General features: G+C 65.2%; 14 protein-coding genes. 8 read left to right on the forward strand and 6 right to left on the reverse strand.

The genetic code is table 11. The annotated features are described in order from the left end of the window. The first annotated feature begins 34 nt into the window (after positions 1–34). Together XH89_RS23335 and XH89_RS23340 are read left to right on the forward strand one after the other, a co-directional pair. A complete protein-coding gene (locus XH89_RS23335; protein WP_194462757.1) occupies positions 35–517 on the forward strand; it encodes a (2Fe-2S)-binding protein in 483 nt (160 codons plus the stop codon). Beyond that, positions 517–4,029: a molybdopterin cofactor-binding domain-containing protein gene (locus XH89_RS23340; protein WP_194468589.1), complete on the forward strand. Its 3,513-nt coding sequence runs from the start codon at positions 517–519 to the stop codon at positions 4,027–4,029. The genes XH89_RS23335 and XH89_RS23340 overlap by 1 nt, the downstream gene beginning before the upstream one ends. Here the strand turns inward: XH89_RS23340 and XH89_RS23345 are convergent. After that, positions 4,026–4,991, reverse strand: coding sequence for a catechol 2,3-dioxygenase (locus tag XH89_RS23345; RefSeq protein ID WP_194462758.1), 966 nt, complete (start codon positions 4,989–4,991; stop codon positions 4,026–4,028). The genes XH89_RS23340 and XH89_RS23345 overlap by 4 nt on opposite strands. Positions 4,992–5,407: 416 nt before the next feature. On the opposite strand from XH89_RS23345, the gene XH89_RS23350 reads away from it, so the two are divergent. The 4 genes from XH89_RS23350 (at position 5,408) to XH89_RS23365 (ending at position 9,237) form a co-directional block, all read left to right on the forward strand. Continuing rightward, positions 5,408–7,150, forward strand: a complete 1,743-nt coding sequence (locus XH89_RS23350; protein ID WP_194462759.1) for an ATP-binding protein — start codon at positions 5,408–5,410, stop codon at positions 7,148–7,150. A 236-nt stretch (positions 7,151–7,386) separates the two neighbouring features. Then, complete coding sequence (locus XH89_RS23355) at positions 7,387–7,989, forward strand: peroxidase-related enzyme (protein WP_194462760.1); 603 nt, start codon at positions 7,387–7,389, stop codon at positions 7,987–7,989. Next, positions 7,986–8,483, forward strand: coding sequence for an MgtC/SapB family protein (locus XH89_RS23360; RefSeq protein ID WP_194462761.1), 498 nt, complete (start codon positions 7,986–7,988; stop codon positions 8,481–8,483). The genes XH89_RS23355 and XH89_RS23360 overlap by 4 nt, the downstream gene beginning before the upstream one ends. Before the next feature lie 91 nt (positions 8,484–8,574). Beyond that, positions 8,575–9,237, forward strand: coding sequence for a flavin reductase family protein (locus XH89_RS23365; RefSeq protein ID WP_194462762.1), 663 nt, complete (start codon positions 8,575–8,577; stop codon positions 9,235–9,237). Positions 9,238–9,267: 30 nt separating this feature from the next. Here the strand turns inward: XH89_RS23365 and XH89_RS23370 are convergent, their stop codons facing one another. From XH89_RS23370 to XH89_RS23380, 3 genes are all read right to left on the reverse strand, one after another. Then, entirely contained in the window at positions 9,268–9,465 is a 198-nt protein-coding gene (locus XH89_RS23370; protein WP_194462763.1) for a hypothetical protein, read from the reverse strand. 271 nt (positions 9,466–9,736) lie between these two features. Next, positions 9,737–9,937, reverse strand: coding sequence for a hypothetical protein (locus XH89_RS23375; protein WP_194462764.1), 201 nt, complete (start codon positions 9,935–9,937; stop codon positions 9,737–9,739). A gap of 101 nt (positions 9,938–10,038) precedes the next feature. Further along, positions 10,039–10,233, reverse strand: a complete 195-nt coding sequence (locus XH89_RS23380) for a hypothetical protein (RefSeq protein ID WP_246767589.1) — start codon at positions 10,231–10,233, stop codon at positions 10,039–10,041. Positions 10,234–10,382: 149 nt separating this feature from the next. Here XH89_RS23380 and XH89_RS23385 point away from each other — a divergent pair, with 149 nt between their 5' ends. Both XH89_RS23385 and XH89_RS23390 read left to right on the forward strand, forming a co-directional pair. Beyond that, entirely contained in the window at positions 10,383–11,678 is a 1,296-nt protein-coding gene (locus XH89_RS23385) for a sensor histidine kinase (protein WP_194462766.1), read from the forward strand. Next, on the forward strand, positions 11,675–12,058 hold the full coding sequence (locus tag XH89_RS23390) for a response regulator (RefSeq protein WP_194462767.1): 384 nt from the start codon (positions 11,675–11,677) through the stop codon (positions 12,056–12,058). The genes XH89_RS23385 and XH89_RS23390 overlap by 4 nt, the downstream gene beginning before the upstream one ends. Before the next feature lie 5 nt (positions 12,059–12,063). Here XH89_RS23390 and XH89_RS23395 read toward each other — a convergent pair whose 3' ends face one another. Together XH89_RS23395 and XH89_RS23400 are read right to left on the reverse strand one after the other, a co-directional pair. Then, the gene (locus XH89_RS23395; protein ID WP_246767590.1) at positions 12,064–12,801 is read right to left on the reverse strand and encodes a Crp/Fnr family transcriptional regulator; all 738 of its coding nucleotides are present in this window, start codon (positions 12,799–12,801) and stop codon (positions 12,064–12,066) included. A 118-nt stretch (positions 12,802–12,919) separates the two neighbouring features. Continuing rightward, complete coding sequence (locus XH89_RS23400; RefSeq protein WP_194462768.1) at positions 12,920–13,150, reverse strand: hypothetical protein; 231 nt, start codon at positions 13,148–13,150, stop codon at positions 12,920–12,922. Between the last annotated feature and the right edge of the window lie 185 nt (positions 13,151–13,335).

Here is a 13,335-nt window from a genome sequence, read left to right on the forward strand (position 1 = left end):
TGACGAGCGCTTGGCAGCGGGCTTGGAAACGAGAATGACGCAGACACCGATCCGCCTCACCGTGAACGGCAGGATCCACGACGTCACGGCGGAGCGCCAGACGCCGCTGCTCTATGTGCTGCGCAATGATCTCGGGCTCAACGGCCCGAAGTATGGGTGCGGCCTCGGTGAATGCGGCACCTGCACTGTCCTGATCGACGGCGCAGCCGCGCGCTCCTGCGTGATTCCGGTCGGCGGCTGCGCCGGCCGCGACATCGTGACGCTCGAAGGCCTCGGCACAAGCGACAAGCCTGACGTGGTGCAGCAGGCCTTCATCGACGAGCAGGCGGCGCAATGCGGCTACTGCCTCAACGGCATGATCATGACGACCAAAGCGCTGCTCGCGATCAACCCGCAGCCATCAGAGCAGGAAGCGCTCGCCGCGCTGCGCTACAATCTCTGCCGCTGCGGCACCCATGTGGAAATCCTGCGCGCCGTGATGCGCGCCTCCAGCCAGCTCGCCGAGGCCGGTGATTGATGGTCTCCCCTCTCTCGAACGGAACAGAGCGGGGCTCGCTCGTTGTCGTCCGCACGGTGGACGAGGTCACATCCGAGACCTTCGTGCGGATCACCGCTGACGGCTCGGTCACCGCCTATAATGGCCACGTCGATCTCGGCACCGGCATTCGCACCGCGCTCGGCCAGATCGTTGCCGAGGAGCTCGATGTCTCCTTTGCCCGCGTCGTCGTGGTGCTCGGCGACACCGCTGTCGTGCCGAACCAGGGCGCGACGATTGCGAGCGAGACCATCCAGATCACCGCCGTTCCCCTGCGCAAGGCCGCAGCCCAGGCGCGGCAGTTCTTGCTCGCGCGCGCGGCCGAACGGCTGGAGCTGCCGGAGACCGATCTCACAATCGAGGACGGCCTCGTTCGCAGCCATAATCGCAGCGTCAGCTATGGCGAACTGATCGGCGGCGAGACCATTCGTCTCGAACTTGCCGACGACGTCGCTGTGAAGCCTGTCGGCGATTACGCCATCGTCGGCCAATCGATGCCGCGCGTCGACCTCCCTGCCAAGGCCACCGGCGAATTGACCTTCGTGCACGACATCCGCCTGCCGGGCATGCTGCACGGCCGCGTGGTGCGTCCGCCCTATTCCGGCGTCGATGCCGGCCCGTTCGTCGGCACCAGCCTGATTGCGGTGGACGAATCCTCGGTGCGCGACATCCCCGGCCTCGTCGCAATCGTCCGCATCGGCGATTTCGTCGGTGTCGTCGCCGAGCGCGAGGAGAATGCGATTCGCGCCGCCGAGCAGCTCAAGGTCAGCTGGAAGCCGACGCCAAAGCTGACTGATCTCGCCGATGTCGAGACCGCGCTGCGCGCCCATCCCTCGACGCCGCGCACGCTGATCGACAAGGGTGACGTCGATGCGGCGATATCAGGCGCCGCCAAGCCGATGCAGCGCACTTACGTCTGGCCGTACCAGATGCACGCCTCGATCGGCCCGTCCTGCGCGGTCGCCGACTTCCAGGACGGCAATATCCGGGTCTGGTCAGGCACACAGAACCCGCACGTGCTGCGCGCCGACCTTGCGTTGCTGGTCGAGCGTCCCGAAAGCGAGGTCGAGGTTATCCGCCTCGAAGCCGCCGGTTGCTACGGTCGAAACTGCGCCGACGACGTCACGGCGGACGCGCTCCTGCTGTCGCGCGCGGTCGGCCGGCCCGTGCGCGTGCAGCTGACGCGCGAGCAGGAGCACGCCTGGGAACCCAAGGGCACCGCGCAGCTCATCGACGTCAATGGCGGGCTTGACGCCAGCGGCGGCATCGCCGGTTACGATCTCGCCACGCGCTATCCGTCGAACGCCGCGCCGACGCTCGCGCTGCTGCTCACCGGTCGCATTCCGTCCGAGCCCACCGTGCTCCAGATGGGCGACCGCACCGCGATTCCGCCTTACGACTACGACCACATGCGCGTCGTCGCCCACGACATGGCGCCGATCGTGCGCGCGTCCTGGTTCCGCGGCGTCTCGGCGCTACCGAACACCTTTGCGCATGAATCCTACATCGACGAGGCAGCATTCGAGGCCGGCGTCGATCCCATCGAATATCGCCTGCGCTATTTGAAAGACCAGCGCGCCGTCGACCTCGTCAACGCGGTAGCCGAACGCGCGGGCTGGACGCCGCGCTCGGTCCGTGAGGAGAAAGACGGCGAGATCGTGCACGGCCGCGGTTTCGCCTACGCGCTCTATGTCCACAGCAAGTTTCCCGGTTATGGCGCGGCGTGGTCGGCCTGGGTCGCCGACGTCGCGGTGAACAAGTCCACCGGGGACGTCAGCGTCACGCGCGTCGTCGCGGGGCAGGATTCCGGATTGATGATCAACCCGGATGGTGTCCGCCACCAGATCCAGGGCAACGTCATCCAGTCCACCAGCCGCGCGCTGATGGAGGAGGTTTCGTTCGAGCGCGGCGCGGTGGCGGCGCGGGAATGGGGCGCCTACCCCATTATCCCCTTCCCCGACGTTCCCAAGATCGACGTGTTGATGCTGCCGCGGCAGGACCAGCCGCCGCTCGGCGTCGGCGAGTCCGCCTCGGTGCCATCAGCGGCAGCAATTGCGAATGCGATCTTCGATGCCACCGGCGTGCGCTTTCGCGAGCCGCCGTTCACGCCGGAACGCATCCTGAAGGGATTGCACGGCGAAGCGTCGCCGGTGCCACAAGCCCTGCCCGCGCGGGCAGCGCCGCAGCCGTCTCACACCTGGGAAAATCCGTTCGCCAGGCGCGCCGGCGTCTTCGCGACCATCGCGGCCGTCTGCACCGCCGCGATCGGCATCGGCGCGGCGCTGCTGCCTGGACGCGCGATAGCGCCGATCGCGCGGCCCGATGCATCGGTTTATTCCACTGCAACGATCGCGCGCGGCGAGCAGCTTGCGGCGCTTGGCAATTGTGCAGAGTGCCACACCAACATCAGTGGCGTGCTCAACGCCGGCGGCCGCGCGCTGGAGACGCCGTTCGGCACGATCCATTCGACCAACATCACGCCCGACGTCGAGACCGGTATCGGCGCGTGGTCCTATTCCGCCTTCGAGCGCGCGATGCGCGAGGGGCTGCATCGCGACGGCCGGCACCTCTATCCCGCCTTCCCCTACACGCACTTTGCCAGGACCAGCGACGCCGACATGCAGGCGCTCTACGCCTATCTGATGGCGCAGCCCGCGGTGCGCGCGACAGCGCCTGCGAACACGCTCGCCTTCCCCTTCAATCTCCGCCCGCTGCTTGCGGGCTGGAATGCCTTGTTCCACGACACCAGAGAGTTCAAACCCGATCCGGCCAAATCCGAGACGTGGAATCGCGGCGCCTATCTGGTCGAGAGTCTCGGCCATTGCAGCGCCTGCCATTCGCCGCGCAATGCGCTCGGCGCCGAGCAGCGCCAGGCCTATCTCGCCGGCGGCTTTGCCGAAGGTTGGGAAGCGCCGCCGCTGACCTCGCTCTCGCATGCGCCGATCCCGTGGAACGAGGACGAGCTGTTCACTTACTTGCGCACCGGTCATTCGCGCTATCACGGCGTCGCGGCCGGACCGATGGCGCCCATCGTGAGGGACCTCAAGTCTCTGCCCGATCAGGACATCCGAGCGATGGCGGTCTATCTTGGCTCGTTCAACGAGTCCGCGACGGATGCGCCGGCACTCGCAGCAAAGCTCGAAAGCACAACCCAGGTCACCGTCGCCTCGTCCACCGGCGCGCGGCTCTATCAAGGCGCCTGCGCCGTCTGCCACGAGGTCGGCGGCCTGCCGCTGTTCGGCAGCCGGCCCTCGCTCGCGCTCAACAGCAATCTGCATAGCGCGACGTCGGACAATCTCGTGCAGGTGATCCTGCACGGCATCACCGAACCAGTCTCCAGCGATCTCGGCTACATGCCCGCATTCAAGAACAGTATGAGCGACGCGCAGGTCGAGGAGCTCGTCACCTTCCTGCGCGGACAGTTCGCGCCGGACAAGCCGGCCTGGACCGGCGTCCGCGAGACGATCGCGCGCATAAGGGCGTCAACCCATTAAGCGTGCTTCATCTCCACCGGCGGCGTGCCGTGGGTGTGGAAGGACTCGATCGTCTTCAATCCCCAGGCCTGGCCCTTCTTGCGCTCTTCCTCGGTCCACACGATCGGCTTCCAGTCCGGCGCTAGGATGAGGCGCGCGCCGGCATTGGCGACTTCGACGCGATTGCCGCCGGGCTCGTAGACGTAAAGGAAGAAGGTCTGCTGGATCGCGTGCTTGTGCGGGCCGGTCTCGATGTGCACGCCGTTCTCCAGGAAGATATCGGCGGCGCGCAGAATCTCCTCGCGGCTGTCGAGCGCGTAGGTGACATGGTGGAAGCGGCCGGGCGTGCCGGAATGGTCGAGCGAATAGGCGAAATCGTAGCTCTTGTTCGACATGGTCAGCCACATCGCCGCTTCCCTTCCGTCATTGAGCACGATCTGCTCGGTGAGGCGGCAGCCGAGATAGTTTTCGAAAAACTCGCGGTTGGCCTTGATGTCGACGGCGAGGCAGTTGAGGTGGTCGAGGCGGCGGACATTGACGCCGCGCGCCGGAAAGCGCTGCGCCTGATTCTTCAGCGCGGGCTTGAGCTCCGGCGGCGCCTGATACCATTCGGTCTCGTAATAGAGCTCGACGATGTGGCCGTCGGGGTCGCGGCAGCGGAACGTCGGCCCCTGCCCCATGTCGCCGTCGATCCAGCCGATGTCGAAGCCCGAACCCTTGAGCGCGGCGACGCGACGCTCCAGCGCCTGCTGGCTGCGCGCGCGCAGCGCCATGTGCTCCATGCCCGACGTCTTCGACGCCGTCAGCTTGAGCGAATAGCGCTCGTAATCATCCCAGCCGCGCAAATAGACCGACTCGCCCTTCTGCCCGCTCACCGTCATGCCCATGACGTCGACGAAAAATTTCAGGCTCTCCTCGGGCTTCGGCGTCAGCAGCTCCATGTGGCCGAGATGAGCAAGATCGAGGATGGGTTCAGGCTGCATGGTTTCCTCCAGAGGCGCGGCAATCCGGGCCGCGGGATCGCGCGACCGGGCGCGCCCGGCGCGGACACTCGGGTCCGTTGAGCTCATTTGTACTAATGTACAAATGATTAGGTCTCGTCAACAAATCAACGCATGCCGGTCCGCCGCAAAGGCCGCGGCCCGGCGGAGCCCGCGCGCCCCCGAACGATTGACGGACTGCCCGAATGGTAAAATTTTCCTTAACGCGGATCCAGCCCTAGACGCTTGGAAAAGCAGCACTTTTTGGTCGTTTCCGTACCCAATATGAATTCGGAACAAAGCTAATCGCCGAATTGTCGTGGATTTAACGAAGCGGCCGCGCCCCCGGTTTAACCGTTTGTCCAGCGACGGCCACGCATAGTCGGACAAACATCTTCGTCTTCTCAGGTTCATCCATCGTGACATCCTTTGGACGCGTGATTTCGGTACGCGGATCGCTCGCCCGGGTCGGGCTTCTGGCGGCAAGCCAGATGCCGATCTCGGAGGTTCGGGCCACCGTTGGCCGCTTCGTCAGCATCCGCTGCGCCAGCTCGGTCATCGTCGCCATGATCACCGAGGTCTCCTGCGAGAATTTGTCGAGCAGCGACAATTACATCGCCATCGCCTCGGTCGACCTGCTCGGCGAGATCCTCAACGCCGCCGACAAGGCCAAATTCCAGCGCGGCGTCACCAATTACCCGACCATCGGCGATGCCGTGGACCTGATTACCAGCCAGGAGCTGCGCACGATCTACGCGCCAACCGGGTCGGACCAGATCAATGTCGGCTTCCTGCAGCAGGACCGGTCGGTGATCGCCTATGTCGACGTCGAGGAAATGCTGTCCAAGCATTTTGCCGTACTAGGATCGACCGGTGTCGGTAAATCGACCGGCGTGTCGCTGCTGCTCAACGAGATCCTGAAGGCGCGGCCGAACCTGCGCATCTTCCTGCTCGACGTGCACAACGAATATGGCCGCTGCTTCGGCGACCGCGCGCTGGTGCTCAACCCGCGAAACCTGAAGCTGCCGTTCTGGCTGTTCAACTTCGAGGAAATCGTCGACGTGCTGTTCGGCGGCCGCGCCGGCGTCCCCGAGGAGCTCGACATCCTCGCCGAGGTGATCCCGCTCGCCAAAGGGCTCTACACCCAATACCAGAACGCCGACCGCATTGGTCTGAAGCGTATCGATCCCAAGCAGGTCGGCTACACCGTCGACACGCCGGTGCCGTACCGCCTGGTCGATTTGATGTCGCTGATCGACGAGCGCATGGGCAAGCTGGAAAACCGCTCCTCGCGCATCGTCTATCACAAGCTGATTTCGCGCATCGAGGCCGTGCGCAACGACCCGCGCTACGCCTTCATGTTCGACAACGCCAATGTCGGCGGCGATACCATGGCCGAGGTGATCAGCCATCTGTTCCGCCTGCCCGCCAACGGCAAGCCGATGACGGTGATGCAGCTCGCCGGCTTCCCGGCCGAGGTCATCGATTCCGTCGTATCCGTGCTCTGCCGCATGGCCTTCGACTTCGGCCTGTGGAGCGACGGCGTCTCGCCGCTGCTGTTCGTCTGCGAGGAGGCGCACCGCTACGCCTCCGCCGACCGCAATGTCGGCTTCGGCCCGACCCGCAAGGCGGTCTCGCGCATCGCCAAGGAAGGCCGTAAATACGGCGTCTATCTCGGCCTGATCACGCAGCGGCCGGCCGAGCTCGACGCCACCATCATCTCCCAGTGCAACACGCTGTTCACGATGCGTCTTGCCAACGACCGCGACCAGGCGTTGCTGCGCGCCGCGGTGTCGGATGCGGCCGCGAACCTCCTGTCCTTCGTGCCGTCACTGGGCACCCGCGAGGTGCTGGCATTCGGCGAAGGCGTCGCGCTGCCGACGCGGCTGCGCTTCAAGGAGGTGCCGCCGCACCAGCTTCCGCGCGGCGAAGCCACCATCGCGAGCGTGCCCTCGATCAACGCCGGGCACGACATGCATTTCGTCAGTGCCGTGCTGGAACGTTGGCGCGGCGCGACATCGAATCGCGACTCGGCGCCGAACGACCCGATATTCTCGGCGCCGCCGGCCAAGACGCTGGCGCCGGCCGAGACGCCGATGCTGCAGCCCTCGATGGGCCTAGATCCCGACCGCTTCTCGCTGCTGAAGAAGCCGCTGCGGTAACTCTCGTGTCCCGGACGCGCTGCAACGCTCTTTCGTTGCTGCGCAGAGCCGGGACCCACGCCACAATCACCGCACTCTCGGAAACATGGGCCCCGGCTCTGCAGCGCACCGTTCGCTGGACGATGCTCCGCATCGCCAGGAAAGCGCTGCGCTGCGTCCGGGGCACGAGTGCGACAGATTGAGCCCACCCCCCGCATCGACTATGGTTTCCCGCCCCCAAGCCGGAATCCATGCCCATGACAAAGCCTGCGCAACGCTTCCAAGCCCCCGCCATCGACAGCCTGCCAGACGACATCCGCACGCGCCTGCTCGCCGTTCAGGAAAAGAGCGGCTTCGTGCCCAACGTGTTCCTGACGCTGGCCTACCGGCCTGACGAGTTCCGGGCCTTCTTCGCCTATCACGACGCGCTGATGGAGAAGGACAGCGGGCTGACCAAGGCCGAGCGCGAGATGATCGTGGTGACGACCTCGGCCGCCAACCAGTGCCAGTATTGCGTGATCGCCCATGGCGCGATCCTGCGCATCCGCGCCAAGAATCCGCTGATCGCCGACCAGGTCGCGGTGAACTATCGCAAGGCCGACATCACGCCGCGGCAGAAGGCGATGCTCGATTTCGCCATGAAGATTTCGGCGGACGCGCAGCGAATCTCCGAGGAGGATTTCGCAAGCCTCGCCCCGCACGGCTTCAGCGACGACGACATCTGGGACATCGCCGCGATCTCCGCCTTCTTTGCGCTGTCGAACCGATTGGCGAATTTCACCGGCATGCGGCCCAATGACGAATTCTATCTGATGGGACGCCTGCCCAAGACTGAAAAGACCAAGACTGACAAGAAATGACGGAACTCGACTGGCCCGAAATCCTGCTGCGCCTCGGTGTTGCGACGCTCGCCGGCAGCGCGATCGGACTGAACCGCGACCTGCAGGGCAAGCCGATCGGGCTGAAGACGCTCGGCATTGTCGGCCTCTCCACCGCGACCGTGGTGCTGCTGGGGCTGCAACTCGCCGATCCCGGCAAGGTCGTCGATGCCACGAGCCGGGTGATCCAGGGCATCCTCACCGGCATCGGCTTCCTCGGCGCCGGCGTCATCGTCCACGAAAGCCGGGGCTTTCGCGTGCGCGGCCTCACCAGCGCCGCCTGCACCTTCCTTGCCGCCTGCCTCGGCATCGTCTGCGGCGCTGGTCAATGGAAGATCGTTGCGGTCTCGCTGGGCTTGGCGTTCGTGCTCCTCACGGTCGGCCGACGCATCGAGCACCACGTGCACCGCATGCTCGGCGGCAAGGATGAGTCGCACGAGGCGCAGACGCCGCCTGGCGAGCGTCGGCAAACCTGACGCATGATCCGGAAACGTATGAAGCGCAGATAATTGCTGCGAAAAATCCGCAACCGGCGGTCCCGCGACCGTTCGCACCTCAAGAGGAATGATGGATAGCAGAGCACACGAGCCCGGCGAGGTGACGTTCGACTTCCGCGAGCTGTCGGCGCGCGACAAATACAAGCTGTTGATCGGCACGGTCGTGCCGCGGCCGATCGCGCTGGTGACGACGGTCGATCCGCAAGGGCGGATCAACGCGGCGCCGTTCAGCTTCTTCAATTGCCTCTCGGCTGATCCGCCGATCCTCGCGCTCGGCGTCGAGAACCATCCGGACATGCGGTTCAAGGACACCGGTCTCAACATTCGCCTGACCGAGGTCTTCACCGTCAACATCGTCTCGCATGCGATTGCCGAGGCGATGCATGTCTGTGCGGTGCCGTTCGCGCCGGAGCACGATGAGTTGAAGGCCGCGGGCCTGACCGCGATGCCGGGCAAGACCGTGGCCTCGCCCTGGATCAAGGAAGCGCCGGCCGCGTTCGAGTGCCGCCGCCATGTCACCCTCGAACTCGGCAAGTCGCGCCAGATCATCCTGGGCGAGATCTTGTTCGCGCATTATCACGCCGACGTCGTCGATGCCGATCGCCTGCATATCGATCCGGCCCGCCTCGACGCCATCGCCAGGCTTGGTGGCAGCACCTGTTCCACCATTCGCGATCGTTTCGACATGGAGACGCCAACGCTCGACGACTATTGGAGCCAGCGGCAGCCGTAAGCACTTGTGCGCCAAGGGCGCGTCGAAACCTCAGGACGTATGTCCGTCGAAATCGCCCGCGGCCGGCGTCTTCTTGGCGCGCTGCGAGGTCATCCTGGCCGGATCCGGCTGGCCGGGAACACCGCGCGGTCCCAATTGCGCGCGCTGCAGATCGTCCTCGGAGAATGGCGGCTCGACGCCATTGGGTTCGGTTCGGCGTACGGCATGGATATCGTCGTGCCTGTTCATGCTGTGCTCCTGTTGCATATCGCGGCGCGTTCGGCCTGTTGAAGCCAGTGCTGCTTCCGCACAGGTTCCTGCACGGCCTGTTCGAGGCATGCCCGGGCTCGTCTCAGGCGCTCTTCGCGCTGCTTGTCGGAATTCCGCATGGCCTCGCTCCGTCCTGGCACTGCGAGAGCCGATCAATATTCAATCAAGACCCCATGCCGACGTTCCCTGGCCGGCGCCGGAAGCAGACGAGGTGGAACCTGTCGCCAATCGTCATGACCGGCCGGCGTTCCTAAGTCGGAGGCCGCAGGCCCGGCGACGTCATCCAGTCGTCGAGATGCGCCGTGGTGTCGGCGTTGCGCGCTGTCTTCAAGAGTTGATCTCGCTCCACGCCCGGTGGCAGCGCTTGAGCGCGCTCACGCAGCTCGGCGGCGAACCTCGCCAGTCGTTCCTGGAGTGTCTCGGTCTGTTTGAAGCGACGCCTGTGTTTCATGTCGCACCCCATCCGATCCGGATCCGGGCTCGACGCTAACGCCAATCGGCGAGGCGTTCTGCAACATAGGTTATGACCGCAGGCGATTTAGTCGCGACCGGTCAGCCCTGGCTTGCCCGAATCGAAATCTGGAAGACGCGCGCGCCGTCTTCCGTCTGGACCTCCAGCCGCCAATCATCGTCCGGCTGCAAATCACCATCGAGGTCGCGCAGGCTGTCGCCGGCATACCGCGTCGCAATTTCCCACGCCGCACGCCGGTCCGGAAGTTCCTGGCCAAGATCGTCGCGGTCGTTCAACCGATTGCCGCTACAAACGTTGAAGTAGAATCTGGGCATTACCAATCCCCGTCGCGGGAACCCTGACGGGTAAAGTAACCCATGTTAATTTCGTTCCTATCGGCCCTGCTAGTTTTGCGCTCCGGTAGGCGGCCGCGGAGTACCATCGGATGACGACAGGCGGTAGCGTTCCCGCAAACGATCCGCTCCGACAGGAGATCGCGGACCAGCGCGCGGAGACCGCGACGCTTCGGGAGAACGCGCGAACCTCGGAGCGGAACGAGGGCTGGCTGACCGCGCAAAAGGATACGTTTCAGGCGGCCATGAATGGCGCGCCGCTGGAGACCTCGCTCGCCATCATGATCCGCACCGTCATCGCCCAGGCGGACGGCGAGCCGCGCTGCGCCTTCTACATCAACACCGGCAACGGCGGGCTTCACCACCTGGTCGGAGTGCCCGAAACCGACGCGGACCGTGTTCGCGACTTCGAGAAATCGCTGGAGTCGCTGACTTACGGACCGGCCGCCGCGAACGAAGCGCCGGTGATCACGCCTGACGTGCTCGACGAGCCCCGCTGGCAGCCCTGGACGTGGCTCGCCAAGGAGCAGGGCTATCGCGCCTGCTGGTCGTTTCCCGTCGAAACGACGTCGGGTCGTCTCGTCGGCTTTTTTGCGATGTATTTCAGCGAGCCCCGACAGCCTTCGCAGCCGGACCTCGATCGGGCGGAGGCGCTGACGCAGACCGCCGCCATCATCATTTCCCGGCATCAGGAGGCCGAGGAGCGGACGCGGGCTGAAGAGGCCCTCAGGGCGAGCGAGGCGAGGCAGAACCTGCTGATCTCCGAGCTTCAACATCGTGTCCGCAACATCCTGGCGACCGTGCGCGCGATCGCCAGCCGCACCGGGCGGAATTACCGCTCCGTTGCCGATTTCCAGGCCCATTTCGACGGGCGCCTCTCCGCGCTCGGCCGCACCCAGAGCGTTTTGACCCGCACACCCGGCACCGGCGCCGACCTGGAAAATCTCGTTCGCCAAGAGCTCGTCGCGCAAGCTGCGCCCGAGCAGCAGATCGCGCTCGCCGGCTCTCCCATTCGCCTGCCGCCGAAGGCCGCCGAGGTGGTCACGCTGGCGGTGCACGAGCTTGCGACCAATTCGGTGAAGTACGGCGCCCTCGCCCAGCAGCGCGCCCTGATCAACATCGCCTGGACCGTCGCCGAGCGCGACGGTGAAACCTGGCTTTCGATCGGATGGAGCGAGAGCGCCGTGCGCATGCCGAAAACGAAGCCGACACGGCAGGGCTTCGGCACCGAACTGATCACCCGCCGTATCCCGCACGAGCTGCACGGAGAAGGATCGATCGTGTTCGCCAAGGACGGCCTCCGCGCGAACATCTCGTTCCCGCTCCGGGAGGCACACAGCGCGCTCGAGACGGGCTTTGCCCTGCCGCCGGAGGGACCGACCTCGTGAGCAAGACACCGCAGGACCTGCTGGCAGGACTGACCGTTCTCCTGGTCGAAGACGAATTCTACCAGGCCGCGGAAGCCCAGGATGCGTTCGTGCGCGCCGGTGCCACCGTCCAGGGCCCGTTCAGCACCGCCGCGGCGGCCATGCACGAACTCGAGCAGGCGCGGCCGGATTGCGCGGTCATCGACATCAATCTCGGCACTGGGCCCGAATTCGATCTTGCGCGCGAGCTGAAGACGCGGGGCATCCCGACCGTCTTCGTCAGCGGCTATCACGCCGCGATAATTCCCGAGGATCTGCGCGACCTTCCTTATCTCGGCAAGCCCGCGGAAACTCCGGCGCTGATCAACGCCGTCCGCGCGCTCGTGCCAACAGGCAGGTGAGCGCGTCACTCAATGGCGTCGAGCTGCCTGCCCTCGCGTTCCATGTGAAGATAGTTCGGGTTGAACAGGCCGGTGTCCATCAGCCGCTCCAGGCTCGGCACCGTCAGCATCTTGCCCTTCAAGACGATGAGCCCCTCCGTGCGCAGCTCCTGCAGGGTGCGGTTGACGTGAACCTTGGACAGTCCCGTCGCGTCGGCAAGGTCGGCTTGCGTCAGCGGAAATTCGCAGCTGGTGCCGTCGGTCAGGCCGCCAAGGCGAAGTCGGAAGAAGATCTCGCAGAGCAGATGCGCCATCCGCTCGGAGGCGGTGCGCTGACCGAGATTCATCGTCCACTCGCGCTGGATCGCCGCGTTGACCAGCGTCTCCCACCACAGGGCGGTGGCGATGCGGGGATAGCCGGCGCTGATCTCGTCGAAGAATTCGCGCGCAAGATCGGCGATCGTGACCGGCGTGATGGTGCCGATCGAATGGTCCATCTCCTTCAGGATAAACACGTTGAGATCGCACAGGTCGCCGGGCAGGAAGAACGACATGATCTGGCGTCGCCCGTCGGCCAGCTGCTTGTAGCGGCAGGCCCAGCCCGACAGGATCAGGTGCACGTCCCGGGGGCGATCGCCCTCGGCGGTAATGTCGACGCGGGCATTGAACTTGCGCACCCGCTCCGACGCGGCGCGGATGAGCATCGCCCGGTCGCTGGCCGACAGACGCACGAATTGTTCGAGCTTTCGGATCAACGGGCTCACGGGCTTGACCTTCCGTGCGATAAGCCGGGTCCGAGCCGGGCCCACCAATAACCTATGTTACTTTTCCGATGGGGGGCCGGCAATCAGGAGGATATTTCGTGCCGGGAGGGATGGCCAGCTACCGGCCATTCTCCTTTTTCGGATCAATCTCGACGCGAAAGACCTCGGCTCCGTTCGCGGCCCTCACCGATATCCCGTAGCCCCGGCCCACCAGCTGGGGCCGCGTTTCCCGGACTTCCTGCGCCAGGTCGCGCGCCACGTTCCTCGCCTGATCGTCGTCGGCGAGCAGCGCACCGCCGGCGTCGGTGACGCTGTTGGTGTCGACCAGGTCGAAATGATATCGGCGCATTGCTCATGACCCCCTCGGAAAAATGGACGGCCCCGGTCGCTACGCAGGTACTGTGCCGGGACCGCCGCTGAAGGTGCGACCGGCAGGCCGGGTGGAAAGCCAGCCGCACATGACCGACGCCAGCGTGAGGTTGACGTTCCTATTTTTCGCCGGGGTTAGCTTACGTTAACGACCGGCACCGCAGG

The organism is Bradyrhizobium sp. CCBAU 53340 (assembly GCF_015291645.1).
Lineage (GTDB): Bacteria > Pseudomonadota > Alphaproteobacteria > Rhizobiales > Xanthobacteraceae > Bradyrhizobium.

Excerpts from the sequence above, each read along its gene's own strand:
- XH89_RS23335 (WP_194462757.1), top strand. The coding sequence starts at position 35 with ATGACGCAGACACCGATCCGCCTCACCGTGAACGGCAGGATCCACGAC.
- XH89_RS23340 (WP_194468589.1), top strand. The coding sequence starts at position 517 with ATGGTCTCCCCTCTCTCGAACGGAACAGAGCGGGGCTCGCTCGTTGTC.
- XH89_RS23345 (WP_194462758.1), bottom strand. The coding sequence starts at position 4,991 with ATGCAGCCTGAACCCATCCTCGATCTTGCTCATCTCGGCCACATGGAG.
- XH89_RS23355 (WP_194462760.1), top strand. The coding sequence starts at position 7,387 with ATGACAAAGCCTGCGCAACGCTTCCAAGCCCCCGCCATCGACAGCCTG.
- XH89_RS23360 (WP_194462761.1), top strand. The coding sequence starts at position 7,986 with ATGACGGAACTCGACTGGCCCGAAATCCTGCTGCGCCTCGGTGTTGCG.
- XH89_RS23365 (WP_194462762.1), top strand. The coding sequence starts at position 8,575 with ATGGATAGCAGAGCACACGAGCCCGGCGAGGTGACGTTCGACTTCCGC.
- XH89_RS23370 (WP_194462763.1), bottom strand. The coding sequence starts at position 9,465 with ATGAACAGGCACGACGATATCCATGCCGTACGCCGAACCGAACCCAAT.
- XH89_RS23375 (WP_194462764.1), bottom strand. The coding sequence starts at position 9,937 with ATGAAACACAGGCGTCGCTTCAAACAGACCGAGACACTCCAGGAACGA.
- XH89_RS23385 (WP_194462766.1), top strand. The coding sequence starts at position 10,383 with ATGACGACAGGCGGTAGCGTTCCCGCAAACGATCCGCTCCGACAGGAG.
- XH89_RS23400 (WP_194462768.1), bottom strand. The coding sequence starts at position 13,150 with ATGCGCCGATATCATTTCGACCTGGTCGACACCAACAGCGTCACCGAC.